Origin of the sequence: Kingella sp. SNUBH-2017 (assembly GCF_028680565.1) — a bacterium.
Classification (GTDB): Bacteria; Pseudomonadota; Gammaproteobacteria; order Burkholderiales; family Neisseriaceae; genus Kingella_D; species Kingella_D pumchi.
The window spans coordinates 130294-153789 of the sequence record NZ_JAPHVK010000005.1 but is presented as its reverse complement, the minus strand read 5'-3'; the positions used below and the strand labels follow the sequence as shown (position 1 = coordinate 153789).

Annotated in this window: 21 protein-coding genes; 10 read left to right on the top strand and 11 right to left on the bottom strand. The window is 60.8% G+C overall.

Features of this window, described 5'->3' with window-relative positions:
- Positions 1 to 56: 56 nt before the first annotated feature.
- The 5 genes from OP500_RS05890 to clpX form a co-directional block, all read right to left on the bottom strand.
- Entirely contained in the window at positions 57 to 1094 is a 1038-nt protein-coding gene (locus OP500_RS05890; protein WP_274070468.1) for a metallophosphoesterase, read from the bottom strand.
- A 175-nt stretch (positions 1095 to 1269) separates the two neighbouring features.
- Positions 1270 to 2565 (bottom strand): N-acetylmuramoyl-L-alanine amidase, encoded by a 1296-nt coding sequence (locus OP500_RS05885; protein WP_238746614.1) that lies wholly within the window; start codon positions 2563 to 2565, stop codon positions 1270 to 1272.
- Entirely contained in the window at positions 2535 to 3026 is a 492-nt protein-coding gene (tsaE, locus tag OP500_RS05880) for a tRNA (adenosine(37)-N6)-threonylcarbamoyltransferase complex ATPase subunit type 1 TsaE (protein ID WP_238746635.1), read from the bottom strand. The genes OP500_RS05885 and tsaE overlap by 31 nt, the downstream gene beginning before the upstream one ends.
- Positions 3027 to 3244: 218 nt before the next feature.
- Entirely contained in the window at positions 3245 to 3988 is a 744-nt protein-coding gene (nfsA, locus tag OP500_RS05875; RefSeq protein WP_274070467.1) for an oxygen-insensitive NADPH nitroreductase, read from the bottom strand.
- A gap of 70 nt (positions 3989 to 4058) precedes the next feature.
- On the bottom strand, positions 4059 to 5321 hold the full coding sequence (clpX, locus tag OP500_RS05870) for an ATP-dependent Clp protease ATP-binding subunit ClpX (protein WP_238746612.1): 1263 nt from the start codon (positions 5319 to 5321) through the stop codon (positions 4059 to 4061).
- Between the two features lie 185 nt (positions 5322 to 5506).
- Here clpX and rimI point away from each other — a divergent pair, with 185 nt between their 5' ends.
- The 3 genes from rimI (at position 5507) to OP500_RS05855 (ending at position 8092) form a co-directional block, all read left to right on the top strand.
- A complete protein-coding gene (gene rimI / locus OP500_RS05865) occupies positions 5507 to 5959 on the top strand; it encodes a ribosomal protein S18-alanine N-acetyltransferase (RefSeq protein ID WP_407659225.1) in 453 nt (150 codons plus the stop codon).
- Entirely contained in the window at positions 5953 to 6828 is an 876-nt protein-coding gene (locus OP500_RS05860) for a uracil-DNA glycosylase family protein (RefSeq protein ID WP_238746611.1), read from the top strand. The genes rimI and OP500_RS05860 overlap by 7 nt, the downstream gene beginning before the upstream one ends.
- An 85-nt stretch (positions 6829 to 6913) precedes the next feature.
- Positions 6914 to 8092, top strand: a complete 1179-nt coding sequence (locus tag OP500_RS05855) for a phosphoglycerate kinase (protein WP_238746610.1) — start codon at positions 6914 to 6916, stop codon at positions 8090 to 8092.
- A gap of 148 nt (positions 8093 to 8240) precedes the next feature.
- Here OP500_RS05855 and OP500_RS05850 read toward each other — a convergent pair whose 3' ends face one another.
- From OP500_RS05850 to yhbY, 5 genes are all read right to left on the bottom strand, one after another.
- Positions 8241 to 8447 (bottom strand): ATP-dependent DNA helicase RuvA, encoded by a 207-nt coding sequence (locus OP500_RS05850; protein WP_238746609.1) that lies wholly within the window; start codon positions 8445 to 8447, stop codon positions 8241 to 8243.
- A 203-nt stretch (positions 8448 to 8650) separates the two neighbouring features.
- On the bottom strand, positions 8651 to 10915 hold the full coding sequence (locus OP500_RS05845; protein WP_238746608.1) for a DNA internalization-related competence protein ComEC/Rec2: 2265 nt from the start codon (positions 10913 to 10915) through the stop codon (positions 8651 to 8653).
- A gap of 89 nt (positions 10916 to 11004) precedes the next feature.
- Entirely contained in the window at positions 11005 to 11424 is a 420-nt protein-coding gene (locus OP500_RS05840) for a DUF2251 domain-containing protein (RefSeq protein ID WP_238746607.1), read from the bottom strand.
- 39 nt (positions 11425 to 11463) lie between these two features.
- Positions 11464 to 12285, bottom strand: coding sequence for a posphoenolpyruvate synthetase regulatory kinase/phosphorylase PpsR (gene ppsR, locus OP500_RS05835; protein ID WP_238746606.1), 822 nt, complete (start codon positions 12283 to 12285; stop codon positions 11464 to 11466).
- A 116-nt stretch (positions 12286 to 12401) separates the two neighbouring features.
- Positions 12402 to 12692, bottom strand: a complete 291-nt coding sequence (gene yhbY, locus OP500_RS05830; protein WP_238746605.1) for a ribosome assembly RNA-binding protein YhbY — start codon at positions 12690 to 12692, stop codon at positions 12402 to 12404.
- Positions 12693 to 12982: 290 nt separating this feature from the next.
- Here yhbY and nrdB point away from each other — a divergent pair, with 290 nt between their 5' ends.
- The 7 genes from nrdB (at position 12983) to OP500_RS05795 (ending at position 21687) form a co-directional block, all read left to right on the top strand.
- Positions 12983 to 14116, top strand: a complete 1134-nt coding sequence (gene nrdB, locus OP500_RS05825) for a class Ia ribonucleoside-diphosphate reductase subunit beta (RefSeq protein WP_238746631.1) — start codon at positions 12983 to 12985, stop codon at positions 14114 to 14116.
- 128 nt (positions 14117 to 14244) lie between these two features.
- Complete coding sequence (yfaE, locus tag OP500_RS05820; protein WP_238746604.1) at positions 14245 to 14568, top strand: class I ribonucleotide reductase maintenance protein YfaE; 324 nt, start codon at positions 14245 to 14247, stop codon at positions 14566 to 14568.
- A gap of 117 nt (positions 14569 to 14685) precedes the next feature.
- Entirely contained in the window at positions 14686 to 16461 is a 1776-nt protein-coding gene (gene msbA, locus OP500_RS05815) for a lipid A export permease/ATP-binding protein MsbA (RefSeq protein WP_274070466.1), read from the top strand.
- A gap of 87 nt (positions 16462 to 16548) precedes the next feature.
- Positions 16549 to 17325: a ferredoxin--NADP reductase gene (locus OP500_RS05810; RefSeq protein ID WP_274070465.1), complete on the top strand. Its 777-nt coding sequence runs from the start codon at positions 16549 to 16551 to the stop codon at positions 17323 to 17325.
- Between the two features lie 86 nt (positions 17326 to 17411).
- Positions 17412 to 18032 (top strand): RlmE family RNA methyltransferase, encoded by a 621-nt coding sequence (locus tag OP500_RS05805; protein ID WP_274070464.1) that lies wholly within the window; start codon positions 17412 to 17414, stop codon positions 18030 to 18032.
- Positions 18033 to 18099: 67 nt separating this feature from the next.
- Positions 18100 to 20067 carry an ATP-dependent zinc metalloprotease FtsH gene (gene ftsH / locus OP500_RS05800; protein ID WP_274070463.1) on the top strand — a complete coding sequence of 656 codons (1968 nt, stop codon included), beginning with the start codon at positions 18100 to 18102 and terminating at the stop codon, positions 20065 to 20067.
- A gap of 231 nt (positions 20068 to 20298) precedes the next feature.
- Entirely contained in the window at positions 20299 to 21687 is a 1389-nt protein-coding gene (locus OP500_RS05795) for a nucleobase:cation symporter-2 family protein (protein ID WP_274070462.1), read from the top strand.
- Between the two features lie 427 nt (positions 21688 to 22114).
- Here OP500_RS05795 and glyA read toward each other — a convergent pair whose 3' ends face one another.
- The gene (gene glyA, locus OP500_RS05790) at positions 22115 to 23365 is read right to left on the bottom strand and encodes a serine hydroxymethyltransferase (protein WP_274070461.1); all 1251 of its coding nucleotides are present in this window, start codon (positions 23363 to 23365) and stop codon (positions 22115 to 22117) included.
- Positions 23366 to 23496 lie beyond the last annotated feature (131 nt).

Below are 23496 nucleotides of genomic sequence, written 5' to 3'. Positions count from 1 at the left end.
TGCAACGGGCGGCGGATGGGGTTTTCAGGCTGCCTGCAAACGCGGTAGGCGGCGGTTTATACGGTTGGCAGCTGTTCGCCGCGGTCGGTGATCAGGATTTTTTCCGGCCAGCGCAGGGCGGCAAGGCGGTAGGCGGAGTGCTGGGGGGCAATGTAGCGCTTGCGTTCGCGCCAGCGGGCGCCGACGGAGAAGTCGCAGCAGAACACTTTGCCGCCGGCGCCGTGCCAGTGGTGCGGCGGCACGGTAAACATTTCGCTGCGGCGGGGCGCGGCTTCGCCCTGCCACGGTCGCCAATAGTGGCCGATAACCAGGGCGGCGCTGGCGGTATAGCGGTTCCACCACGGCTCGCGCACGGAAAAGCGCCAGCGGCCGCCGGCAAAAAACGGGGCGGCGGCGGAGGCTTCGGGGCCGCAGGTCAGCATCCGCAGCGGATTGGCGCCGTTGCGGTAAACATCGTGGGCGGCAGTGGCGGCCAGCAGCGGCAGTTTGGCGGCAGGGTCGTCGAACAAATGGGCGTAGCGGCGCTGCTCGTCGAGATAGTCGTCGTACCACGGGGCGTGGCGGATGCAGCGGCAAAGGTCGTCTTCCCATTCCTGGTAGAGATCGGCGAGGTTTTCGCTGCGGCGCCGGCGCACGGTTTCGACGGCTTTGTCCTGCCAGGCGGCATGGACGATGCGCAAATCGCTGCGTTCGAGCAGCAGCGGCTGTTGCGCGAGAAAATCGAGTATGCGGCCGTGTTCGCCGGCCGGCAGGGTTTGCCACGGGGCGTAGTTGCGCCCGTCCCGCTCGCTGCGTTCGGCGAAAAACCAGCCGGAGCCGTCTTTGGCTTCGCCGGTGAGCAAATTGGCTTCGTGGTTGCCGAGCACCATATGGGCGCGGCCGGCGGCGCAGGCGGCCATTACCCATGCGAAAACCGCGGGCGAATCGGGGCCGCGGTCGGCCAAATCGCCGACAAATACCAGCCGCCGGCCGGCGGGATGGCTGCCGTTGTCGCGGTAGCCCAGATGATCGAGCAGCTCGGTCAGGGCGTCAAAATGGCCGTGGACGTCGCCGATGATGTCGAGTTTGCCTGCAGGCAGGGTGTCGGTAAGCATGGGATGGGGAAACGGAAAGGGTTTTCAGGCTGCCTGATTGCACGGAAAAACAGCCTTTCAGGCTGCCTGAAAGGCTGTGCGGCGGGCTTGGGGCGGTTTGCATTGGGTGTTGTCAGAAAGCGGTATTGGCTACTTTGCAGCGTAAAAGCCGCCACAATACCAATGTAAACAGCCCCTAGCCCAGCTTGGTTTTTTTCAGATACATCGATACGCCTTCGCTGATGCCGGCCGCCATTTTGCGGCGGAACGCGGTTTCGGACAACAGTTTTTCTTCGGTGGGATTGGACACAAAGGCCAGTTCGACCAAAATCGAGGGAATATCCAGCGAGCGCAAAACAACAAAATTGGCCTGCTCGACCCGCCCTTGGTGCAGGCGGTGGCGGCGGCCGAGCTGGCCGAGCACCAGATTGCCGAGACGGCGGCTGTCGTTGGCGGTCTGGCTTTGCAGCATATCGGTTAGCACGACATTGACTTCTTTATTTCGGTTTTGCGGCAGGCCGTCAACCAGATCGGCATCGTTTTCCTTTTCCGCCAGCTTGCGCACGGCTTCGCTGTTGGCCTGCCCCCACATAAAGACATCAATGCCGCTGGCCGCCTTGCTCAGGGCGGAATTGGTATGGATGGAAACAAACAGATCGGCTTTGGCCTGCCGCGCTTTCTGGCGCCGATCGCGCAGCTGGATAAACTGGTCGTCGTTGCGGGTAAGGAATACGCGGTAGCCCTGCGCTTCCAGCAGCTTCTGCGTTTCTTTGGCCACCGCCAGCACCACGTCTTTCTCGCGCACGCCGTTGGGACCGATGGCGCCGGTATCTTTGCCGCCGTGGCCGGGATCGAGCATGATGATTGGACGGCGCTTGCTGACCGGCTTGGCCGGCGCCGGCTCGGCGGGGGCGGCAGGCGCAACGCTATCGCGCTCTTTCGCCTTATCCTGGGCGGCGGGCGCGGCTTTGCGGCTGTGTTTTTGCGCCAGATCGCCGATGGGATCATCGGCTGCCGCAGCCGGCGCCGCAGCCGCGGCGGGAGCAACGGCAGGGGCAGGCGCGGCGGCATTAGGCGTCGTCAGTTCGACTTGCAGCAGGTGCTTTTGGCCGTCGGCCAGCGGGCTGTTGCTGACGGCAACCTGCGCCTTGCCGCGCAAATCGGCCACCAGCCGCACGGTGCGTTCGTCTTTTTTGCCGATGCGGATGCCGGCAATCAGCGGATCGTTGGCGCGAACCTGGCCGGCAAGCGCAGACAAAACCTTATTCGGTACAACGTCTTCAATATCGACCACCAGCCTGTTTGGCGTATCGAGCATAAAGTAGCGGTAGCGCACGCGGCCGGCGGTTTCGATGGCCAGACGGCTGCGGCCTTTGCCGCTGGTAAGCTTGGCGGACAGGATATCGGTAGCAGCAAACAGATTGCCGCTGAAACCCAGCAGCAAACCGCCGGCCGACCACATCAATAATCTGCGGCGACTGATGCCCGCCATAACTCCACTCCTTCTTCTGCCGCCGCACTCAAAGCCGACACCGAGCAGCGGCGGCCGCCTTCTTCGGTGCGCAAATCAAAAACGTAATCGGCCGCGGGCACAAACTCTCCGCCCTGCAAGGGCCATTCGATCAGACAAATGCTGTTGTCCGCAAACAAATCGTCCAAGCCCGCGTCTTCCCATTCCGACGGATCGGCAAAGCGGTACAAATCAAAATGGTGCAACACCCTTTCCTGTGGCAGGCGGTAGCTTTCCACCAGCGCGTAAGTCGGGCTTTTGACTGTGCCGCGGTGGCCGAAACCGTGCAGCAGGCCGCGGGTAAACGTGGTTTTGCCCGCGCCCAGATCGCCCTGCAGATACACCACGCAGGGCGCGCGCAGCAGCTGCGCCCAAGCGCCGCCCAAAGCAAGGGTGGCGGCTTCGTCGGGAAGAAAAACGCTGGGTGGCGGCAAATCGGCCATACGGGTTTCCATCGGTTTTTTGGTGCGGCTGCGACACCGGCATCGGTTTGTTTTTTGCCCGCGACACAAACAGCGGCGGGCGGGAAAACATATTTTCAGGCTGCCTGAAAGCCGGTTTTCATATTTTTCAGGCTGCCTTTGCGAAGCTAAAACGCCCAAACGGCTGTGCAAACGCTCTGCCCGCCTGACGGCATGGGCAGCGGCGGCGGGCAGCGGATTTATTTTTTGGCAAAACCCTGCTGCTGAAGAAACGGCAGCAGACCGGGGCGCACTTCGGTGCACAGATTGGCGCGGATTTGGTCTTGCCAGCTCAAATCGAGATTGCTGCGGTCTTTATAGTATTTTTTCACGACTTCGTCGTAAGCCGCCAGCTCGGCATCTTCAGCCTCACGGTAGCGGTTTTCGCTCATTACCACCTGCAGCGGCAAACGCGGACGCTGGCCGGGATCGTGGTCGGGATAACCCAGGCACATGCCCACCAGCGGCACCACGCCGTGCGGCACTTCGAGAATGCGCGCCAGCGTCGGCAAATCGTTGCGCAGGCTGCCGATAAACACGCCGCCCAAGCCGAGCGATTCGGCGGTCAGCAGCACGTTTTGCGCGAAAATGCCGGTATCGACGGCGCCAATCATCATCACTTCGATCCAATCGATCTGGGCATCGGGCGCCAGGCGCAGATGACGCGAAGCGTCGGCGCAGAACACCAGAAACTCGGCGCAGTTTTCCACATAATGGTGCCCCATCTTGCCTTTGTAGGCGTTGGCGCAGATTTCGCGGATGGCGGCGCGCTTGGCCGGATCGGTAACACGGATCACGCTCACCGCCTGCATATAGCTGGAGGTGGACGCCATCTGGCCGGCGGTAATAATCTGCTCCAGCACGGCGGCGGGAATCGGGTCGGTTTTGAATTTGCGGATGGAACGGTGCGCGAGTGCGGTTTGCAGTGCGGCTTGGCTGTTCATGGATTACTCCTCTGGCGGATGGTAGGGAAAGATAAGGGCTGCGGCGGTTTTTTCAGGCTGCTTTTGGCTTTCAGGCTGCCTGTGCCGGCGGATTGATCTCGCTGCCGTCGGCGCGCAGCAGTTTGGGCATTTTGCCTTCTTCGATAACGCCTTTACCCACCACAACCTTGTTCACATCCTTCCAGTCCGGCAGGTGGTACATGGTGTCAAGCAAGGCGCGTTCCATAATCGATCTCAGGCCGCGGGCGCCGGTTTTGCGCTCCATTGCCTGCCGCGCGATGGCCGACAGCGCTTCGGCGTCGATTTCCAATTCGGCGCCCTCCATCGCAAACAGGCTTTGGTATTGTTTGACCAGTGCGTTTTTCGGCTCGGTCAGGATATTGACCAGCGCCGCTTCGTCCAGTGCTTCGAGCGTGGCGATTACCGGCAGGCGGCCGATCAGCTCGGGAATCAGGCCGAATTTGATCAAATCTTCAGGTTCGACGGTTTCAAACAGTGCGCCGATATCGGCGTTTTCATCCTTACTGTGGACGGTGGCGCCGAAGCCGATGCCTCCTTTTTCGGTGCGCTGGCGGATGACTTTTTCCAAACCGGCAAAGGCGCCGCCGCAGATAAACAGGATATTGGTGGTATCAACATCGATAAACTGCTGGTTCGGATTGCGGCGCCCGCCTTGCGGCGGCACGCTGGCCACGGTGCCTTCGATCAGCTTCAGCAGCGCCTGCTGCACGCCCTCGCCCGATACGTCGCGGGTAATCGACGGGTTGTCGCTCTTGCGCGAGATTTTGTCGATTTCGTCGATATAAACAATGCCCTGCTGCGCTTTTTCCACGTCAAAATCGCATTTGCCCAAGAGCTTGGTGATGATTTGCTCGACATCCTCGCCGACATAGCCCGCTTCGGTAAGCGTGGTGGCGTCCGCCATCACAAAGGGTACGTTCAGCCGCCGCGCCAGACTTTGCGCCAGCAGGGTTTTGCCCGAGCCGGTGGGGCCGATCAGCAGAATATTGGATTTGGAGAGTTCGACATTGCCGGCGGACTTGGGTTGGCGCAGGCGTTTGTAATGGTTGTACACCGCCACCGCCAGCGATTTTTTCGCGCCCTGCTGGCCGATTACGTATTCGTCCAGCTGCGCCGTCAGCTCGGCGGGCGTCGGCAGGGCGCCGCCGGCAGCGGTGGCCGGCACGGCAGACTCGGTCTGCTCGCTGAGAATCAGATGGCTGCAGTCGAGCACGCATTCGTCGCAGATAAAGCCTTTTTCGCCTTCAATCAGGTGTTTGACTTCGTGTTCGGGCTTGCCGCAAAACGAGCAGTTACGGTCTTTTTTGTCCATTATCATTTTGTCCCATATCGGAATTTTGTTTTACGAACCGCCGCACGAAAGGCCGCGGCGCAAAGCGGGCGAGTATAAAGGCAGCCTGAAAAAAACTCAATCGCAGCACAGGCGCGCCGCCGCCCGCCGTTACAGGGTTTTCAGGCTGCCCCGGCCGCTGCCGCCTGCCCCTGATTTGGGCTATAATGCCGCCTTTTCAACCCGCCCCTGCCGCCATGTTTTCCCTGCGCCCCGCACTTGCCGACGATGCCGCCGCCCTGGCGGCTTTGGACTGCCTGTGCAACCCGAAACCGTGGTCTGCCGGCCAGTTTCAGGCTGCTTTGGATGAAGCGCACACCCAGGTGTGGCTGGCGGAAACGCCCGCCGGCTGCGCCGGCTTTATCGTTTGGCAGCAGCTGTTTGACGAAGCCGAACTGCATCTGATTGCCACCGCGCCGGCGCAGCGGCGGCAGGGCATCGCCACGGCGCTGCTGGCGCAGATGTTTCAGGCTGCCGGACTGCGGCGGGTGTTTCTCGAAGTGCGCGCCGGCAATCTGGCGGCGCAGGCGCTGTACCGCCGCCACGGTTTTGCCGATTTGGCTCGGCGGCGCGCTTATTACGGCGACGAAGACGCGCTGGTGATGGAGAAGCTATGTTAGACGCCCGCTATGTCCATCTGCACGAAGCCTTGGGACTGGGGCCGATGTGGCTGCCGGCGTCCGCCCGCATCAGGCAGCCTGAAAAGCCGGAAGCCGATGCCGGCGGCAACACCGATGCGCCGCAGCACCCAAGCAGCCTGAAAACCGCCGCGCACAAGGTTCAGGCTGCCGCCCCAACCCGTCCCGCCGCTGCCGCCCAGCATGCAGACGGTGCCGGCTTTGCCGAAACGCCGCCGGTGCCTGCCCGTACCCCGGCGCCCCGCGCCACCCGCGCCCCGCAAACAACTACCGCGCCCAACTCGCCGCGGCTGGCCGCCCTGCAGCGTGTCGGCAGCACCACGCTCGAGCCGGCACCGGCCGCCGCCGTCCAAGAAAGCCCAGCCGCCACGCCAACGGTCGAACACTATCTCGAACGCCTTGCCGGCCGCGTACCGGCCGCGCGGCTGATGGTGCTGAGCGTCTGCCCGTCGCCCGCCGATGTGGCCGCCCGCCGCCTGTTTAGCGGTGCCGAAGGCGAACTGCTCGATAAAATGCTCGCCGCCATCCGCCTGTCGCGCGAAGACAGCTATCTGAGCTGCTGGCTCAAAGGCCTGCCCGACTTCCGCCCGCAACCGGCCGCAGAAGACGTGGCCGCCGCCGCCGCCCGCGTGGATGCCGAGTTCCGCCTAAGCGGCGCCCGCGCGCTGCTGCTGATGGGGCGTTTTTTCGAGCGCGACGACGTGCGCGACCACCTGCAGCGCATCGCCCCCGACGTGCCGCATTTTTACATCGACCACCCGCAGCAGATGCTGCACAAGCCCCAGCTCAAACGCAAGGCTTGGGAAGGGTTGCAAAAACTTCAGGCTGCCCTTGAAATGCCCGCCGCCTAAACGGCACAGCACCCGTTTCAGGCAGCCTGAAACCAATTTTTCCGCCGGCTGCTGCCGGCTTTCGCCAGCTTACGAGGATTGAACCATGAAATTTCTGAAACTCAGCGAACAAAACGTTGCCGGCAAAACCGTGCTGATCCGCGCCGACCTGAACGTGCCGATCAAAGACGGCCGCATCAGCGACGACACCCGCATCCGCGCCTCGCTGCCCTCCATCCGCTACTGTCTCGACCGCGGCGCCGCGGTAATTGTGATGACCCATCTCGGCCGCCCGACCGAGGGCGAGTTCCACCCCGAAGACGACGTTACTCCCGTCGCCCGCCAGCTCGGCGCCCTGCTGGGCAAACAGGTGGCGGTGCTCAAAGACTGGCGCGACAGCCCGCCCAAACTCCACGCCGGCGAAATCGCCATGCTGCAAAACGTGCGCATCAACCCCGGCGAAAAGAAAAATGACCCCGCGCTGGGCAAAGCCTATGCCGCGCTGGCCGACGTGTTCGTCAACGACGCCTTCGGCACCGCCCACCGCGCCCAGGCGTCCACCGAAGCGGTTGCCGCCGCCGCACCGCTGGCGCTGGCCGGCATCCTGCTGGCCGACGAATTGGACGCGCTGGGCAAAGCGCTGCGCGACCCCGCCCGCCCGCTGGTGGCGATTGTTGCCGGCAGCAAGGTTTCGACCAAACTCACGGTGCTGGAAAACCTGGCCGACAAAGTCGATCAGCTGATCGTTGGCGGCGGCATCGCCAACACCTTTTTGCTGGCGCAGGGCAAAAACATCGGCAAATCGCTGGCCGAGCCCGATTTGGTTGACGAAGCGAAAAAAATCATCGCCAAAATGGCGGCCAAAGGCGGCGCGGTACCGCTGCCCACCGATGTGGTCTGCGCCAAAGAATTTGCCGCAGACGCCGCAGCCGAAACCAAATCCATCGACGACGTGGCCGACGACGACATGATTCTCGACATCGGCCCGCAATCGGCCGCCGTGCTCGCAGACATCATAAAAAAAGCCGGCACCGTGGTATGGAACGGCCCGGTGGGCGTGTTTGAATTCGACCAATTCGCCGACGGCACCAAAGTGCTGGCCAAAGCCATTGCCGACAGCAGCGCCTTCTCGATTGCCGGCGGCGGCGACACGCTGGCGGCCGTCGCCAAATACGGCATCGGCGAACAGGTCGGCTACATCTCCACCGGCGGCGGCGCCTTCCTCGAGTTTCTCGAAGGCAAAGAACTGCCCGCCGTCGCCGCGCTGGCACGCTTTGCCGACTAAAGGCAGCCTGAAAGCCTAAAAACCGGCTTTCAGGCTGCTTTGGAGAGTTTCTCTAGACAGCGAAAACCAAATCCGCCGCATAAAAAGCAGCCTGAAAACGTGTCAAACGCTTTTCAGGCTGCTTTTTGTATATTACCAACGGCGGCGGTTAGAAGCCGGACATTTCGCGGTTGAGTTTGGCGGCTATGTCGTCCACCAGACCCATCACTTCAAAAAAAGTATCGCCCTCGCTGCCGAGCATGACGATGGTGGTGGTGTCGGGATTTTCGTTTTTCGGTTCCAAACGCAGAATCTGGTTGGTATTCACAAAGATGCGGTGTCCGTGAACATTGACTAATTCGGTTAAAGCAGCCATGGCTGTGCCTCTCGGATGACGGTGTTGGTCGGATTTGTGCAAAAAGTGCGCGATGATATATTTTTTGCCCTGTCTGCGCAAGTAAAAACATTGATTAAACCCATAAAAGCAAAGATAAAAACCGGAAAAGTGTCGCAAAAATGCCGCCGGCTTTTTTCAGGCTGCATTTTGGCTGCGGGCAGCCTGAAAAACCGAGTTTTGACTCAAGGCGCCGGCGGCGGCGAAAAAGGCTTGCTCTGCCACCATGCGCCGCGCGGTTGCGGGGCAGCCTGAAAGCCGTCCGGCCGGATGTCCAGACTGATGGCGCCCTGGGTGTCGGTGCGCAGCAGGCGGATGCGGTGGGCGCGCAGGCGCAGCTGTACTTCGGGGTGCGGGTGTTTGAAGGAATTGGCAAAACCGCTGCTGGCCACGGCAAGCTCGGGGGCGACGGTGTTGAGAAAGGCGCTGCCGCTGGCGTGGCGGCTGCCGTGGTGGCCGAGCACCAGAATCTGGCTGTGGATATCGCTGCCGTAGCGCTGCAGCAGCGCCTCTTCGCCCTTAAAGCCCAAGTCGCCGGTAATCATCAGCGCCTGCGTGCCGTACACCGCGCGCAGCACGCAGCTGGCGTCGTTGTCTTCGCCTTTTTGCGGCGGCGGGGTAACAAACTCGAACAGCACGCCGTCGGCCTGCCAGCGGACGCCGTCGCGGCAGTAGCGCGCCTGCGGGTAGAACTCGGGCTGCCCCGCCCACAGCGCTCCGACGGCAAACTGCCGCGCCAGCGCGGGATAACCGCCGTCGTGGTCGTTGTCGTGGTGGGAGAGCACCAGCGTGTCGATGCGGCGCACGCCGTGCGCGTGCAGCACCGGCAGCAGCGTCTGGCCGGAAGCTGGAGTTCCGGTGTCGAACAGCAGCGTGTGCGACGGCGTTTGCAGCAGCACCGCTAAACCCTGGCCGACATCGACGATTTCGGCTTTCAGGCTGCCTGAAGGCGGCGGACGGTAGGCGAAAAACATCACCAGCAGCGCCAAAGCCGCCGGCCGCAGGCGCAGGCCGCGCGGCAGCAGCCACAGCAGCGCGGCGCCGAGCGCCAGCACAAACAGCGGCAGCGGCGCGGCGGCAAAACCGTATTCCGGCAGCCGCCCGCCCAGCCACAGCAGCAGCGCAACCGTCTGCTCAGCCAGCCAGGCGGCGGCGGTGCGCAGGCTGTCAAACGGCAGCGCCGAAGCGGCCAGCGCCAGCGGCACCAGCAGCCACGAGAAAAACGGAATCGCCAGGGCGTTGACCGGCGCGCTGAAGGGCGGCAGCGTGCCAAAGAGCCGCACCGTTGCCAGCGCGCCCAGCAGCATTGCCGCCCATTGTCCGGCCACCGCCTGCTTCAGCGCCGCCCAACGGCCGTGTTCGGGCAGCCTGAAAGCCAGCACCCACATCAGCGCTGCCACCAGCCCGAACGACAGCCAGAACCCCGGCGCCAGCACCGAAGCGGGCTGGTAGAGCAGCACCGCCGTCAGCGCCGCCCACCACACCTGCCAGCCGCTCAAGCTGCCGCGCCACGCCCAGGCGGCGGTAAACACCGTGAGCATAATCAGGCTGCGCAGTGCCGGAATCTCAAAGCCAGCCAAACCGGTATAAAACGCCGCGGCCGCCAGCCCCGCCGCCGACTGCCACACACGCGGCCGCGCGGGCAGGCGCGGCAGCAGCCGCAGCAGCTGTTTGAACAGCCAGCCGGCCAGCACGCCGACCATGCTGATGTGCAGACCGGAAATGCTGATTAGATGATTGATGCCCAGCGGGCGGAACGCTGCCCATACCTGCGGCGGCAGGCCGGAGCCGTCGCCCACCGCCAGCGCCGCCATCAGCGCCGCGCCGCGCGGATAATCGTCTGCCTGACGCCAGTTGCGGCTGGCCGCCAAACGCATGCGGTTGAAACCCCATGCCGCGCCGCTGCGCGTTTCAGGCAGCCTGAAACGCTGCGAGCCGGCCGATGCCAGACCATCGATGCCGTTGGCCAGCGCCCAGCCTTCGCGGTCGAAGCCGACCGGATTGCGCGCCCCCAGCGGCGCCCGCACCCGCGCCCGAAGCTGCCACACTTCGCCCGGCAGCCATTCGCGGCGGGCATAGTCCTGAAACAGCAGCGTGTAGGCGCGGCCGTCGTCGGTGATGGCGCGGGCGGTGAAGCGGGTGCGGCCGCTCTCGTCGCGCTGCGGCAGGCCGGTGATTTCGACGCGCAGCAAAACGGCCTGCGGATAAATCTCCGCAGGCCAGCGTTGCGCGAGCGCGTAATCGGTGCGCGCCAAAGCGTAAATGCAGCCTGAAAGCGCCGCCGCCAGGCAGCAGGCAGCCTGAAAACTGCCGCCGCCGCGCCGCCGGCGCCATAAAGCCAGCGCCAGCGCGGCGGCCAGCGCACCCAGCCACAGCCACCATGCGCCGTGCCGCGGCAGAAACAGCGCGGTGGCCAATCCGAAACACAGGGCGGGCAGAATCAGGGGCATGGCGGGATAGGGCTTGAACAGTTGGGAACAGTCGGAAAGTCAAAAGGCAGCCTGAAAACCATCCGGTGTGTTTTCAGGCTGCCTGCGGTCTATGCCGGGTCGGCGGCTTCTTCGTACCAGCGGCGCACCAGCTCGTCTTCCAGCAGGGCGCGCTGCCAGATACTGCCGGCGGCCGGTTCGGGAAAACCGCTGCGGTTCAAGCCGAAACGTCCGGCAAAATCAAGGGCGGCATGCGGATAGCCGTTGATAAACAGCACGGCAATCTCCTGATTGTGGTGCCAGCAGATTTGCGCTTGGCACGGCAGATGGCTGTCGCTGACATCGGCAACATTGTAAATATGCAGGGCTTCGGCAATCGGTTGTTCGTTGCGGGTATCCAGCGCGTAGAAATAGGCGGTTTGTCCGTCGTCTTCAAATACCGCCGCATAATGCGGCGACAAGGGCGATTCGGCGAACACTTGGGTTTCCCGCCCGACGGTAAATTCTGCTTCCGAAACCAGATAAAGCATGGCGGCATCCTTTCAGAACCATTTCAGAACAAACCGCCGTCAGAACCGGCGCTTCAGATGGCAGGCCTGGATAATCGACACCGCCAGCTCTTCCACCGATTTGTGGGTGGTGTTGGTAAAGGGCAGGTTGTGGCGGCGGAACATCGCCTGCGCGTCGGCCACTTCGCTGCGGCAGGTGGCCAGCGCGGCATAGCGCGAATCGGGGCGGCGCTCTTGGCGGATGTCGTGCAGGCGCTCGGCTTCGATGGTCAGGCCGAAGAGCTTGTGCTTGTGGTTTTTCACCATGCGCGGCAAATCGGTGCTGTCCAAGTCTTCCGGCGTCAGCGGATAATTGGCGGCGCGGATGCCGTATTGCAGCGCCAGATACAGGCAGGTGGGGGTTTTGCCGCTGCGTGAGACGCCCATCAGGATCACGTCGGCTTCTTCCAGGTTTTTGTCGGAAACGCCGTCGTCATGGTTGAGGGCGAAATTGACCGCTTCCATGCGTGCGTCGTAACGCTCGGTGTTCTGGGCGCGGCTGACCACCGAATGGCGGGCGCGCATGCCCAATTCGTCTTCCAACTGGCCGAGAAAGGCGTCGAAAAAGCTCAGGTGCAGGCCGGCGCTGGTTTTGACGATGGTGCGGATTTCATCATTCACGATGCTGGAAAACACCAGCGGCCGCACTTCGTGCTCTTCGGCGGTGCGGTTGATAATCTGCACCAGCGCGCGGGCTTTGTCGGGGGTATCGACAAAGGGATAGGTGGCGCGCTTGAATTTCAGGCCGTTAAACTGCTCGAGCAGGGCGTCGCCCATGTTTTCGGAAGTGATGCCGGTGCGGTCGGAAACGAAAAACGCGGGGCGGCGGATGGGGCTGTTCATGCAATCTCCAATTAAACGGGACGGGCAGCCTGAAAGCCGTCTGCTGCTTTTCAGGCTGCCTTGCGGATGGGAAACGGATGAAAAAGGCTTTTCAGGCTGCCGGAAGCGGCTGCGCTTTAGTTGTCTTCTGCCGGCGGCTCGCGGTAGAGCACCAAGAGTTTGCCGATGTGCTGCACCAGCTGGGCGCCGAGTTCGCGGCACAGGGTGTCGGCGATGGCGGTGCGCTCTTCGCGCTCGTCGCCGAATACGCGCACCTTGATCAGGCCGTGGGCGTTTAGGGCGCTGTCGGTTTCGCGCAGCACCGCTTCGGTCAGCCCTTTTTGGCCGACCATCACCACCGGGTTCAGGCTCTGGGCGCGGGCGCGCATTTCGATAATTTGCTGTTTGCTAAGCGTGTCGGAAGTCATTTTGGATTTTGGACGGGATGTTTGCTGGAAAGCGGGCATTGTACGCGAAAAACCGGCTTTCAGGCTGCCTGAAAATGGCGGCGGCCAGCGGTTTTTCTGTTCGACATATTCCATCCAGTATATAAGGCTATTAGCGCTGGAGATTGAAGGCAGTTTGGGCTAGAATCGCCCCCCGCCCGCCGGCAGCGCCGCACGCGGAGCAAAACACAAACCATTATCCGAAAACGATTTACCGCCGCACATTGGCGGCCCAACCAAGGAAATCCGCCATGTCCTGCGAACATCTCGTGATGCAATACAGCACTTTCAGCAAAGAACCCAACGACGCGCTCAAAGAGCCGATGTTTTTCGGCCAGCCGGTCAATGTGGCGCGCTACGACCAGCAGCGCTACGAAATCTTTGAAAAGCTGATTGAAAAGCAGATTTCCTTTTTCTGGCGTCCCGAAGAAATCGACGTTTCGCGCGACCGCATCGACTACGCCAACCTGCCCAACCACGAAAAACACATCTTTATCAGCAATCTGAAATACCAAACCCTGCTCGATTCCATCCAGGGGCGCAGCCCCAACGTCGGCTTTCTGCCGCTGGTGTCGCTACCCGAATTGGAAACCTGGATTGAAACCTGGGCGTTTTTCGAAACCATCCACTCGCGCAGCTACACCCACATTATCCGCAATATCGTCAACGACCCTTCCGTGGTGTTCGACGACATCGTGCAAAACGAATACATCATCGCCCGCGCCGAAGACATCGCCTGCTATTACGACGATCTGATCGAATACACCCAGTATTACAACCTGCTGGGCGCGGGCGAGCACCAGATCAACGGCAAAACCGTATCGGTGTCGCTGTATGAGTTGAAGAAAAAACTCTATCTGTGCCTGATGTGCGTCAATGTGCTCGAAGCCATCCGCTTTTATGTGTCCTTCGCCTGCTCCTTTGCCTTTGCCGAGCGCGAGCTGATGGAAGGCAACGCCAAAATCATCAAGCTCATCGCCCGCGACGAAGCGCTGCACCTGACCAGCACCCAGCACATGCTCAACCTGATGCGCAGCGGCGCCGACGATCCCGATATGGCGCAGATTGCCGTCGAATTGCAGGACGAATGCTTCGAGCTGTTCAAAAAAGCCGCCGAGCAGGAAAAAGAATGGGCGGAATATCTGTTTAAAGACGGCTCGATGATCGGCCTGAACAAAGACATACTGTGCCAGTACGTCGAATACATCACCAACCACCGCATGCTCGCCGTCGGCCTGCCGGCGGCCTTCCCCGCATCCACCCAAAACCCGATTCCGTGGATCAACGCCTGGCTCTCTTCCGACAACGTGCAGGTGGCGCCGCAGGAAGTGGAGATTTCGTCCTACCTGATCGGCCAGATCGACGCCGAAGTCAATGCCGACGATTTGGGCGGTTTCGAGCTGTAAACAGACTTTCAGGCTGCCGCAAAAGCAGCCTGAAAACGCAAAAGCAGCCCGAAAACCGAAAGCAGCCTGAAAAATCCGCAACCCAAAACACACACCGTCCGCAGCCGTTTCAGGCTGCTTTGCACATCATGCCCCGCATCACCACCGCCGACACCAGTTTCGAGCTGCAGGAAGGCGAAACCCTGCTCGACGCGCTGGAGCGCACCGGCCACGAAGCCGAATACCAGTGCCGCAGCGGCTATTGCGGCTCCTGCCGCGTTAAGCTGCTCTCCGGCAGCGTTAGCTACGACAGCATGCCGATGGCCTTTGTGCAGCCCGGCGAAATCCTGCCCTGCTGCTGCCGTGTTAAAGAAGACATCAGCATCGACAGCCGCCTGCGCCGCAGCGAACCCGACCTTTTCGATTACGAGCAGCAGCTTTTTACCGATACTGATGCCGGCGATACGGCCTGAATCCTTTTCAGGCTGCCTGAAAGCCCCGAACGAAAGCCGCCCCGCCGCCGGCGTTTGTGAAGCCTGCCCTTTTCGCTTACAATCGCGCCCCTTCTCCGTTTCCCCAGTCTTTGCCCTATGCAGTCCGTTTCCGCCTGGACACTCTACCGGCGTTTGTCCGTTTATCTGAAAAAATACCTGGGTATTTTTTCGCTGTCCGTGCTGTCGATGATTGTGGTGGCGGTTACTTCGCCGCTGTTTGCCTATCTGATCAAACCGCTGATCAACGAAGGCTTCGTCGCCAAAAACATGGCGATGATGACCTGGCTGCCCGCCGCCATCGTCGGCCTGTTTCTGCTGCGCGGCATTTTCAACTTCATCAACGAATACACCACCAGCTATATTTCCGGCCATCTGGTTGAAACCATGCGCCGCGAACTGTTTGGCAAAATACTCCGGCTGCCCAACAGCTATTTCGGCGCCAATAACAGCGGCCGACTGGTTTCGCGCGTGCTGAGCGATGCCAACCAGATTTCCGAAGCCGGTTTCAACGCCATTACCGTGGTTGCCAAAGACGGCGTCAGCGTTGTCGGCCTACTGGGCTATCTGATGTATCTGGACTGGAAACTGACGCTGATTACCTTTGCCGTGCTGCCGGTGGTGGCGCTGTGCGTGCGCCTGGTGAGCAAACGGCTGCGCAAGCTCTCACACGAGAGCCAGCGTCTGATGGGCGTGATTACCCAGATTCTCAACGAAAGCGTTATCGGCACCCGCGTCATCAAAATCTACGGCGGCCAGCACTATGAAGAGAGCCGCTTTGCCAATGCCGCCAGCGCCGTGCGCCGCAACGGTGTCAAGCAAACCGCCGCGTCTTCGGTTAGCTCCGCCGTCACCCAGCTGCTGGTGGCCACCGCGCTGGCGGTGATTCTCTATTTCGCCGCCTATCAGGCGCGCAGCAACAATTTCAGCGCCGGCGACTTTATGTCTTTTCTCACCGCCATGATTATGATGTTCGACCCCATCAAACGCCTGACCGGCGTGGTACAGTCGATGCAGCACGGCTTGGCGGCGGCGCAGAGCGTTTTCGATTTCCTCGACGAACCCGAAGAAGAAGACAAAGGCGTAAAAACCCTGCCTGCCGAGCCGGGCGATATTGAGTTTGTCGGCCTGACCCACCGCTACGACGGTGCCGAGCGCAACAGCCTCAACGGCGTCAACCTGCACATTCCCGCCGGCAAAGTATATGCGCTGGTCGGCGCTTCAGGCTGCGGCAAGACCACGCTGGTCAATATGCTGCCGCGCTTTTTCGATCCTAGCGGCGGCGAAGTGCGCATCGGCGGCGAAAACATCCGCAATCTGAGCCTGCAGTCGCTGCGCGAGCGCATGGCGCTGGTCAGCCAGGATGTGGTTTTGTTTAACGGCACGGTGGCAGAAAACATCGCCTACGGCGCCTGCCACAACGCTTCGCGCGAAGACATTATTCAGGCTGCCCGCGCCGCCAATGCCTGGGAATTTATCGAAAACATGCCGCAGGGGCTCGACACCCAGATCGGCGAACACGGCATCAAACTTTCCGGCGGCCAGCGCCAGCGCCTTGCCATTGCCCGCGCCCTGCTGAAAAACGCGCCGATCCTGATTCTGGACGAAGCCACCAGCGCACTCGACAACGAATCCGAGCGCCTGGTTCAGGCTGCTTTGGACCGCCTGATGGCCGACCGCACTACCATCGTCGTCGCCCACCGCCTATCAACCATCGAAAACGCCGACCGCATCATCGTGATGCACGAAGGCCGCATCGACGAAGAAGGCACCCATGCCGAGCTGCTGGCACAGGGCGGCCGCTACGCCCACCTGAGCAAAATGCAGTTTAAAGACCAAAAAAACGAACACCAACCGCAGCCTGAAAACCCATAAGCGCCGCACAAAGGCAGCCTGAAAAGCGTTTTCAGGCTGCCTGTAAAGCCGCCTCCCCTACCCCAATCAACCTTCAGAAAGACCGCCATGGCCGCATTCAATACCCAGAAAGTCCTCTCCGTCCACCACTGGACCGACGCCTACTTCACCTTCACCTGCACCCGCGACGAATCGCTGCGCTTTGAAAACGGCCAGTTCGTCATGGTCGGCCTGATGGTGGACGGCAAACCGCTGATGCGCGCATACAGCGTTGCCAGCGCCAACTACGAAGAACACCTCGAATTTTTCAGCATCAAAGTGCCCGACGGCCCGCTCACCAGCCGTCTGCAGCACCTGAAAGTCGGCGACGACGTACTCATCAGCAAAAAGCCCACCGGCACTCTGGTCGCCGGCGATTTGAACCCCGGCAAACACCTGTATCTCTTATCCACCGGTACCGGCATCGCCCCCTTCTTGGCGGTAACCAAAGACCCCGACATCTACGAGATGTTTGAAAAAGTCATCCTGGTGCACGGCGTGCGCTACCAAAAAGATTTGGCCTACTACGAGCGCTTCACCCAAGAATTGCCCAACGACGAATACCTCGGCGAAATGGTGCGCGACAAACTCATCTACTACCCCATCGTCTCGCGCGAAGAATTTAAGCACACCGGCCGCCTGACCGACCTGATGCGCTCGGGCAAACTCTTTGAAGACATCGGCCTGCCGAAAATCAACCCGCAGGACGACCGCGCCATGCTGTGCGGCAGCCCGGCCATGCTCAAAGACACCCGCCAGGTGCTTAACGACTTCGGCCTGGTCGAATCGCCCAAAGTCGGCGTACGCGGCGATTTTCTGATCGAGCGCGCCTTTGTCGACCAGTAAACCCGCCCCGCTCTTTCCCGCAATGTTTTTCAGGCTGCCTGAAAGCCGTTCAGGCAGCCTGAAAGCATGATTTGAAGCACACTCCTATGGCACAACGTTCCAAATCCTCCAAAGCCTGGCTGCACGAGCATGTGAACGACCATTACGTCCACTTGGCGAAAAAAGACGGCTACCGCGCCCGCGCGGCCTACAAACTTTTGGAAATCAACGAAAAAGACAAAATCATCAAGCCCGGCACGGTGCTGGCCGACTTGGGCAGCGCGCCGGGAAGCTGGTCGCAGGTGGCGGCCAAACTGGCAGGCAATACCGGCAAGGTGTTTGCCCTCGACATTCTGCCTATGGAGCCGATAGCCGGCGTCGATTTTATCCAGGGTGATTTTCGCGAAAGCACCGTGCTGACTGAGTTTGAGCAGCTTTTGGCCGGCCGGCCGCTCGACCTTGTAATTTGCGATATGGCGCCCAATATGGCGGGCAATGCCGTGATCGACCAAACGCGCAGCATCTATCTGTGCGAACTGGCATTGGACTTTGCCGCCGAACATCTGAAACCCGGCGGCACGTTTTTGGTCAAAGTGTTTCAGGGAAGCGGTTTTCAGGAGTTTCAGGCTGCCATGAAGTCGGTATTTGCCGCCGTGGCCACGCGCAAGCCCGAAGCCTCGCGCAACCGCTCGAACGAGATTTACCTTTTGGGCAGAAATAAACGCTGACAAGGGTTTTGCCCTGTTTTACAATCCGTCCCCTTTATTTGAATCTTTTTAACAGGAGTTTGTTTCTGTGCGGATCGACCTAAAAAACCTCTTGCTGTGGGGCATTTTGCTGCTGGCCGTATTTTTCGGCCTGCAAAACATGATGAAAAACGGCAGCGGCGGTACCCAGCAAATCGAGTATTCGCAATTTATCCAGCAGGTAAAAAGCGGCGGCATCGACAATGTGAGCCTGGAAGGCTCGCCCGCCGGCTATGTGATCAAAGGCCAGCGCAAAGACAGCGAAAAATCGTCCTTTGTTACCAACGCGCCGCTGGATGACAAACTGGTGCAGACACTGACCGACAACAAAGTCCGTTTCAAAGTCATCCACGAAGAAAAACCCGGCTTTCTCAGCAGCCTGCTGGTGAGCTGGCTGCCGCTGTTGCTGCTGGTGGGCGTGTTTTTCTACTTTATGCGCGCCCAAAGCGGCGGCGGCAAAGGCGGTGCCTTTTCCTTCGGCAAAAGCCGCGCCCGCCTGCTGGATAAAGACGCCAACGTCGTAACCTTTGCCGATGTGGCCGGCTGCGACGAAGCCAAAGAAGAAGTGCAGGAAATCGTCGATTACCTCAAAGCGCCCAACCGCTACCAGAGCCTCGGCGGCCGCGTGCCGCACGGCATCTTGCTCGCCGGCAGCCCCGGCACCGGTAAAACCCTGCTGGCCAAAGCGATTGCCGGCGAAGCGGGCGTACCGTTTTTCAGCATTTCCGGCTCGGATTTCGTTGAAATGTTCGTCGGCGTCGGCGCCAGCCGAGTGCGCGATATGTTCGAGCAGGCCAAGAAAAACGCGCCCTGCATCATCTTTATCGACGAAATCGACGCCGTCGGCCGCCAGCGCGGCGCCGGACTCGGCGGCGGCAACGACGAGCGCGAACAAACCCTCAACCAGCTTCTGGTGGAAATGGACGGCTTTAACAGCGACGAAACCGTAATCGTCGTCGCCGCTACCAACCGCCCCGACGTGCTCGACCCCGCCCTGCAGCGCCCCGGCCGTTTCGACCGCCAGGTCATCGTGCCGCTGCCCGATATCCGCGGCCGCGAGCAGATTTTGAACGTACACGCGAAAAAAGTGCCGCTGGATGCGTCCGTCGATTTGGTGGCGCTGGCACGCGGCACACCCGGCTTTTCCGGCGCCGACCTGGCCAACCTGGTCAACGAAGCCGCCCTGTTTGCCGGCCGCCGCAACAAAATCAAAGTCGACCAGAGCGACTTTGAAGACGCCAAAGACAAAATCTACATGGGTCCCGAGCGCCGCAGCATGGTGATGCACGAAGACGAAAAACGCGCCACCGCCTACCACGAATCCGGCCATGCCATCGTTGCCGAAAGCCTGGAAGGCACCGATCCCGTGCATAAAGTCACCATTATGCCGCGCGGCCGTGCACTGGGTCTGACCTGGCAGCTGCCCGAGCGCGACCGTATCAGCATGTATAAAGACCAGATGCTCAACCAGATTTCGATTCTGTTTGGCGGGCGCATCGCCGAAGATCTGTTTGTCGGCCGCATTTCCACCGGCGCGTCCAACGACTTCGAGCGCGCCACCCACATGGCCCGCGAAATGGTTACCCGCTACGGCATGAGCGAAAAAATGGGCGTGATGGTCTATGCCGAAAACGAAAGCGAAGTCTTTCTCGGCCGCAGCATCACCCGCTCGCAAAACATCTCCGAGAAAACCCAGCAGGAAGTCGATGCCGAAGTGCGCCGCATTCTCGACGAGCAATACGCCATCGCCTACAAAATCCTCGACGAGAACCGCGACAAAATGGAAACCATGACCCGCGCGCTGATGGAATGGGAAACCATCGACCGCGACCAGGTAATCGAAATCATGGAAGGCAAACAGCCCAGCCCGCCCAAGGACTACAGCCACAACCTGCGCGAAAACCAAAGCGCCCCCGCCGAAGCAGGGCAGCCTGAAAACGCCCAAGCAGCGGAAGGCGGCCTCAGCCTCGACAAAGAAACCGGCAGCAGCCGGCCGGACGCAGACGCCGCGCAATAAAACCGCGCCCCAAGCCCAAACCGCTTGGGGCGTGGTTTTATCCGCTTTTCAGGCAGCCTGAAAGCGATAAGTGCTTGCCGCGAAAGTTTCAGCAGCCTGAAAACCTGCGGCAGCCCCTGTTTCCCAAAAGCAGCCTGAAACCCCCTGCCCCGCTTTTCAGGCTGCCTTTATCCGCAGCCGCAAACAGCGTTACAATCGCGCCCCTTTAGCACACACGAACAGGAAAACATCATGGCCGATGCCGATCTTCATGCCGCTGCCGAAGCGGATTTGGTTTACCGCTTGGAAGACAAACCGCCCTTTGCCAAATCGCTGCTTTCCGCCGTTACCCACCTTTTAGCGATTTTCGTGCCGATGGTTACGCCGGCGCTGATTGTCGGCAAGGCACTCAATCTGCCGGCGGAAATGACCGCCTATCTGGTGTCGATGGCGATGGTTGCCTCCGGCATCGGCACCTTTTTGCAGGTCAGCCGTTTCGGGCCGCTGGGCTCGGGGCTGCTGTCGATCCAGTCGGTAAACTTTTCCTTTGTCGGCGTGATGATTTCGCTGGGCTTGGGCATGAAAGCGGGCGGCGTAGACGAAAACGCGATGGTCTCGACGCTCTTGGGCGTGTCTTTTGCCGGCGCCTTTCTGGTGTGCGGCGCGGCCTGGCTGCTGCCCTATCTGAAGCGGGTGATCACGCCCACGGTCAGCGGCGTGGTGGTGCTGCTGATCGGCCTGAGCCTGATCGACGTGGGCATCACCGATTTTGGCGGCGGCTTCCACACCAAAGGCAGCGACGCTTTCGGCTCGCTGCAAAACATCGGCCTAGCCGCGTTCGTGCTGGTGGTGGTGCTGCTGTTTAACTGCATGCGCAACCCGTTTTTGCGCATGAGCGGCATCGCCGTCGGCCTGGTTGCCGGCTATCTGGCGGCGCTGGCGATGGGCATGGTTGATTTTTCGCCGCTGCAAAACACCCCGCTCTTTACCGTGCCGGTACCGTTCAAATACGGTTTCGCCTTCGATTGGAGCGCGTTTTGGGTAGCGGCGGTGATTTACCTTTTGAGCGTGTTTGAAGCGGTGGGCGACCTGACCGCCACCGCAATGGTGTCCGGCCAGCCCTACGAAGGCGATGCCTTCCAAAGCCGCCTGCGCGGCGGCGTGTTTGCCGACGGGCTGGTATCGGTCATCGCCACCGCGCTCGGTTCGCTGCCGCTGACCACCTTCGCGCAAAACAACGGCGTTATTCAGATGACCGGCGTCGCCTCGCGCCACATCGGCCGCTACATCGCCGCCATCTTGGTGCTGGCCGGACTCTTTCCCGCCGTTGGCCGCCTGTTCACCACCATCCCCTCGCCGGTACTCGGCGGCGCGATGGTGCTGATGTTCGGCCTGATCGCCATCGCCGGTGTGCGCATCATTATGACCCACGGCATCAACCGCCGCGAAGCCGTTATCGCCGCCACTGCCGTCGGCATCGGCCTGGGCGTCGCCTTCGAGCCAGAAGTGTTCAAAACCCTGCCCGAAGTGTTCCGCAACGCCATCGCCGCCGGCGGCATCACCGCCGTGGCGCTGAACCTGATCCTACCGCGCGATGCGCAGGACAAACCGGTGTATTTGAGCGAAAACGAAGGCAAATAAACAGGCAGCCTGAAAGATGTCCTAAGATCAATGCTCCACAACAAAAAGGCAGCCTGAAAACCATTATTCGGTTTTCAGGCTGCCTTTATCTTTGACAGAATTTCGGAAGTTTCTGCCCGCTCTGCCTTTGCGCTCCATCGCCGCGCGGCGCCCTACTTTCTTTGCGTCGCCAAAGAAAGTAGGCAAAGAAAGGCGACCCCGGTTGCAGGCCGCGCTTGGGCACGGTTTCCCTCACGCCGCACGGTTTTTCCGGCGCGTGCGAACTCGCCGCTTTGGCGGCTCAAACAGGGCACACGCTTGAATCCGGAAAAACCGCGCTCTGTTCGGCTGCGCCAGGGGGAGGCCGGTAGTGGCAAACCTTGCTGCAAGGCAGCCTGAAAACCATTATTCGGTTTTCAGGCTGCCTTTATCTATCCGCGCAATTCAATTACGCGCCGTACACCGGATTTTTATCGCACAGCGCTTTGACCTTTTCGGCGACGCGCGCGAGGTTGGCTTCGTCGTCGGGATTGTCCAGCACGTCGGCAACGAGGTTGGCGAGTGCGCGGGCATCGGCTTCGTTAAAGCCGCGGGTGGTAATCGCCGAAGTGCCAACGCGGATGCCGCTGGTTACGAAGGGTTTTTCTGGGTCGTTGGGGATGGCGTTTTTGTTAATGGTGATGTGCGCTTTGCCCAAGGCTTCTTCGGCGGCTTTGCCGGTGATGTTTTTCGGGCGCAGATCGACGAGGAACAAATGGCTTTCGGTGCGGCCGGTTACGATGCGCAGACCGCGTTTGACCAGCTCTTCGGCCATCGCCTGCGCGTTGGCTTTCACCTGTTTGGCGTAGGTTTTGAACTCGGGTTGCAGCGCTTCTTTAAAGGCCACGGCTTTGGCGGCGATCACGTGCATCAGCGGGCCGCCTTGCAGGCTGGGGAAAATCGCCGAATTGAGCGCTTTTTCGTGGGTGGTGTCGCGGCAGAGAATCACGCCGCCGCGCGGGCCGCGCAGGGTTTTGTGGGTGGTGGTGGTAACAAAATCGGCGTGCGGCACGGGGTTGGGATACTCGCCGGCGGCAATCAGGCCGGCGTAGTGCGCCATATCGACGAATAAATACGCGCCCACTTTGTCGGCAATCTGGCGGAAGCGCGCCCAGTCGATTTCCAGCGCGTAGGCCGATGCGCCGGCTACGATCATTTTCGGCTTGTGTTCGAGCGCAAGGCGTTCGACTTCGTCGTAGTCCAAAATTTCGTCTTCGTTCAAACCGTAGGCAACCACGTTATACAGCTTGCCGGAAATATTGACGCTCGCGCCGTGGGTCAGGTGGCCGCCGTGGGCAAGGCTCATGCCTAAAATGGTGTCGCCGGGTTTGAGCACGGAAGTGTACACAGCCTGGTTGGCCTGCGAGCCGGAATGCGGCTGCACGTTGGCATAGGCGGCGCCGAAAAGTTTTTTCACGCGGTCGATCGCCAGCTGCTCGGCCACATCCACGTGTTCGCAGCCGCCGTAATAGCGTTTGCCGGGATAGCCCTCGGCGTATTTGTTGGTAAGCTGGCTGCCCTGCGCTTCCATCACGGCGGGGCTGACGTAGTTTTCCGAAGCAATCAGCTCGACATGGTCTTGCTGGCGCTGGTTTTCGGCGGCGATGGCGGCGGCGAGTTCGGGGTCGAATTTTTCGATGGTCAGACTTTTGGAAAACATATTTTTCTCCTGTATGGGCGGATGGTCGGAAGCGCAGCGCCGCAGCGGCTGCGCGGGCATTGTAACCGAGTTTGCCGCCATCAGGCAGCCGCACGCATATTTGCCGGTGCAGGCAGCCTGAAAAGCGCTTT

Coding starts and splice junctions, on each gene's coding strand:
- yfaE (WP_238746604.1), top strand. CDS start 14,245: ATGCCCCGCATCACCACCGCCGACACCAGTTTCGAGCTGCAGGAAGGC.
- OP500_RS05810 (WP_274070465.1), top strand. CDS start 16,549: ATGGCCGCATTCAATACCCAGAAAGTCCTCTCCGTCCACCACTGGACC.
- nrdB (WP_238746631.1), top strand. CDS start 12,983: ATGCAATACAGCACTTTCAGCAAAGAACCCAACGACGCGCTCAAAGAG.
- OP500_RS05885 (WP_238746614.1), bottom strand. CDS start 2,565: ATGGCGGGCATCAGTCGCCGCAGATTATTGATGTGGTCGGCCGGCGGT.
- OP500_RS05795 (WP_274070462.1), top strand. CDS start 20,299: ATGGCCGATGCCGATCTTCATGCCGCTGCCGAAGCGGATTTGGTTTAC.
- yhbY (WP_238746605.1), bottom strand. CDS start 12,692: ATGACTTCCGACACGCTTAGCAAACAGCAAATTATCGAAATGCGCGCC.
- OP500_RS05840 (WP_238746607.1), bottom strand. CDS start 11,424: ATGCTTTATCTGGTTTCGGAAGCAGAATTTACCGTCGGGCGGGAAACC.
- ppsR (WP_238746606.1), bottom strand. CDS start 12,285: ATGAACAGCCCCATCCGCCGCCCCGCGTTTTTCGTTTCCGACCGCACC.
- OP500_RS05850 (WP_238746609.1), bottom strand. CDS start 8,447: ATGGCTGCTTTAACCGAATTAGTCAATGTTCACGGACACCGCATCTTT.
- glyA (WP_274070461.1), bottom strand. CDS start 23,365: ATGTTTTCCAAAAGTCTGACCATCGAAAAATTCGACCCCGAACTCGCC.
- OP500_RS05855 (WP_238746610.1), top strand. CDS start 6,914: ATGAAATTTCTGAAACTCAGCGAACAAAACGTTGCCGGCAAAACCGTG.
- OP500_RS05845 (WP_238746608.1), bottom strand. CDS start 10,915: ATGCCCCTGATTCTGCCCGCCCTGTGTTTCGGATTGGCCACCGCGCTG.
- OP500_RS05890 (WP_274070468.1), bottom strand. CDS start 1,094: ATGCTTACCGACACCCTGCCTGCAGGCAAACTCGACATCATCGGCGAC.
- tsaE (WP_238746635.1), bottom strand. CDS start 3,026: ATGGCCGATTTGCCGCCACCCAGCGTTTTTCTTCCCGACGAAGCCGCC.
- OP500_RS05860 (WP_238746611.1), top strand. CDS start 5,953: ATGTTAGACGCCCGCTATGTCCATCTGCACGAAGCCTTGGGACTGGGG.
- nfsA (WP_274070467.1), bottom strand. CDS start 3,988: ATGAACAGCCAAGCCGCACTGCAAACCGCACTCGCGCACCGTTCCATC.
- OP500_RS05805 (WP_274070464.1), top strand. CDS start 17,412: ATGGCACAACGTTCCAAATCCTCCAAAGCCTGGCTGCACGAGCATGTG.
- rimI (WP_407659225.1), top strand. CDS start 5,507: ATGCCGCCTTTTCAACCCGCCCCTGCCGCCATGTTTTCCCTGCGCCCC.
- msbA (WP_274070466.1), top strand. CDS start 14,686: ATGCAGTCCGTTTCCGCCTGGACACTCTACCGGCGTTTGTCCGTTTAT.
- clpX (WP_238746612.1), bottom strand. CDS start 5,321: ATGGACAAAAAAGACCGTAACTGCTCGTTTTGCGGCAAGCCCGAACAC.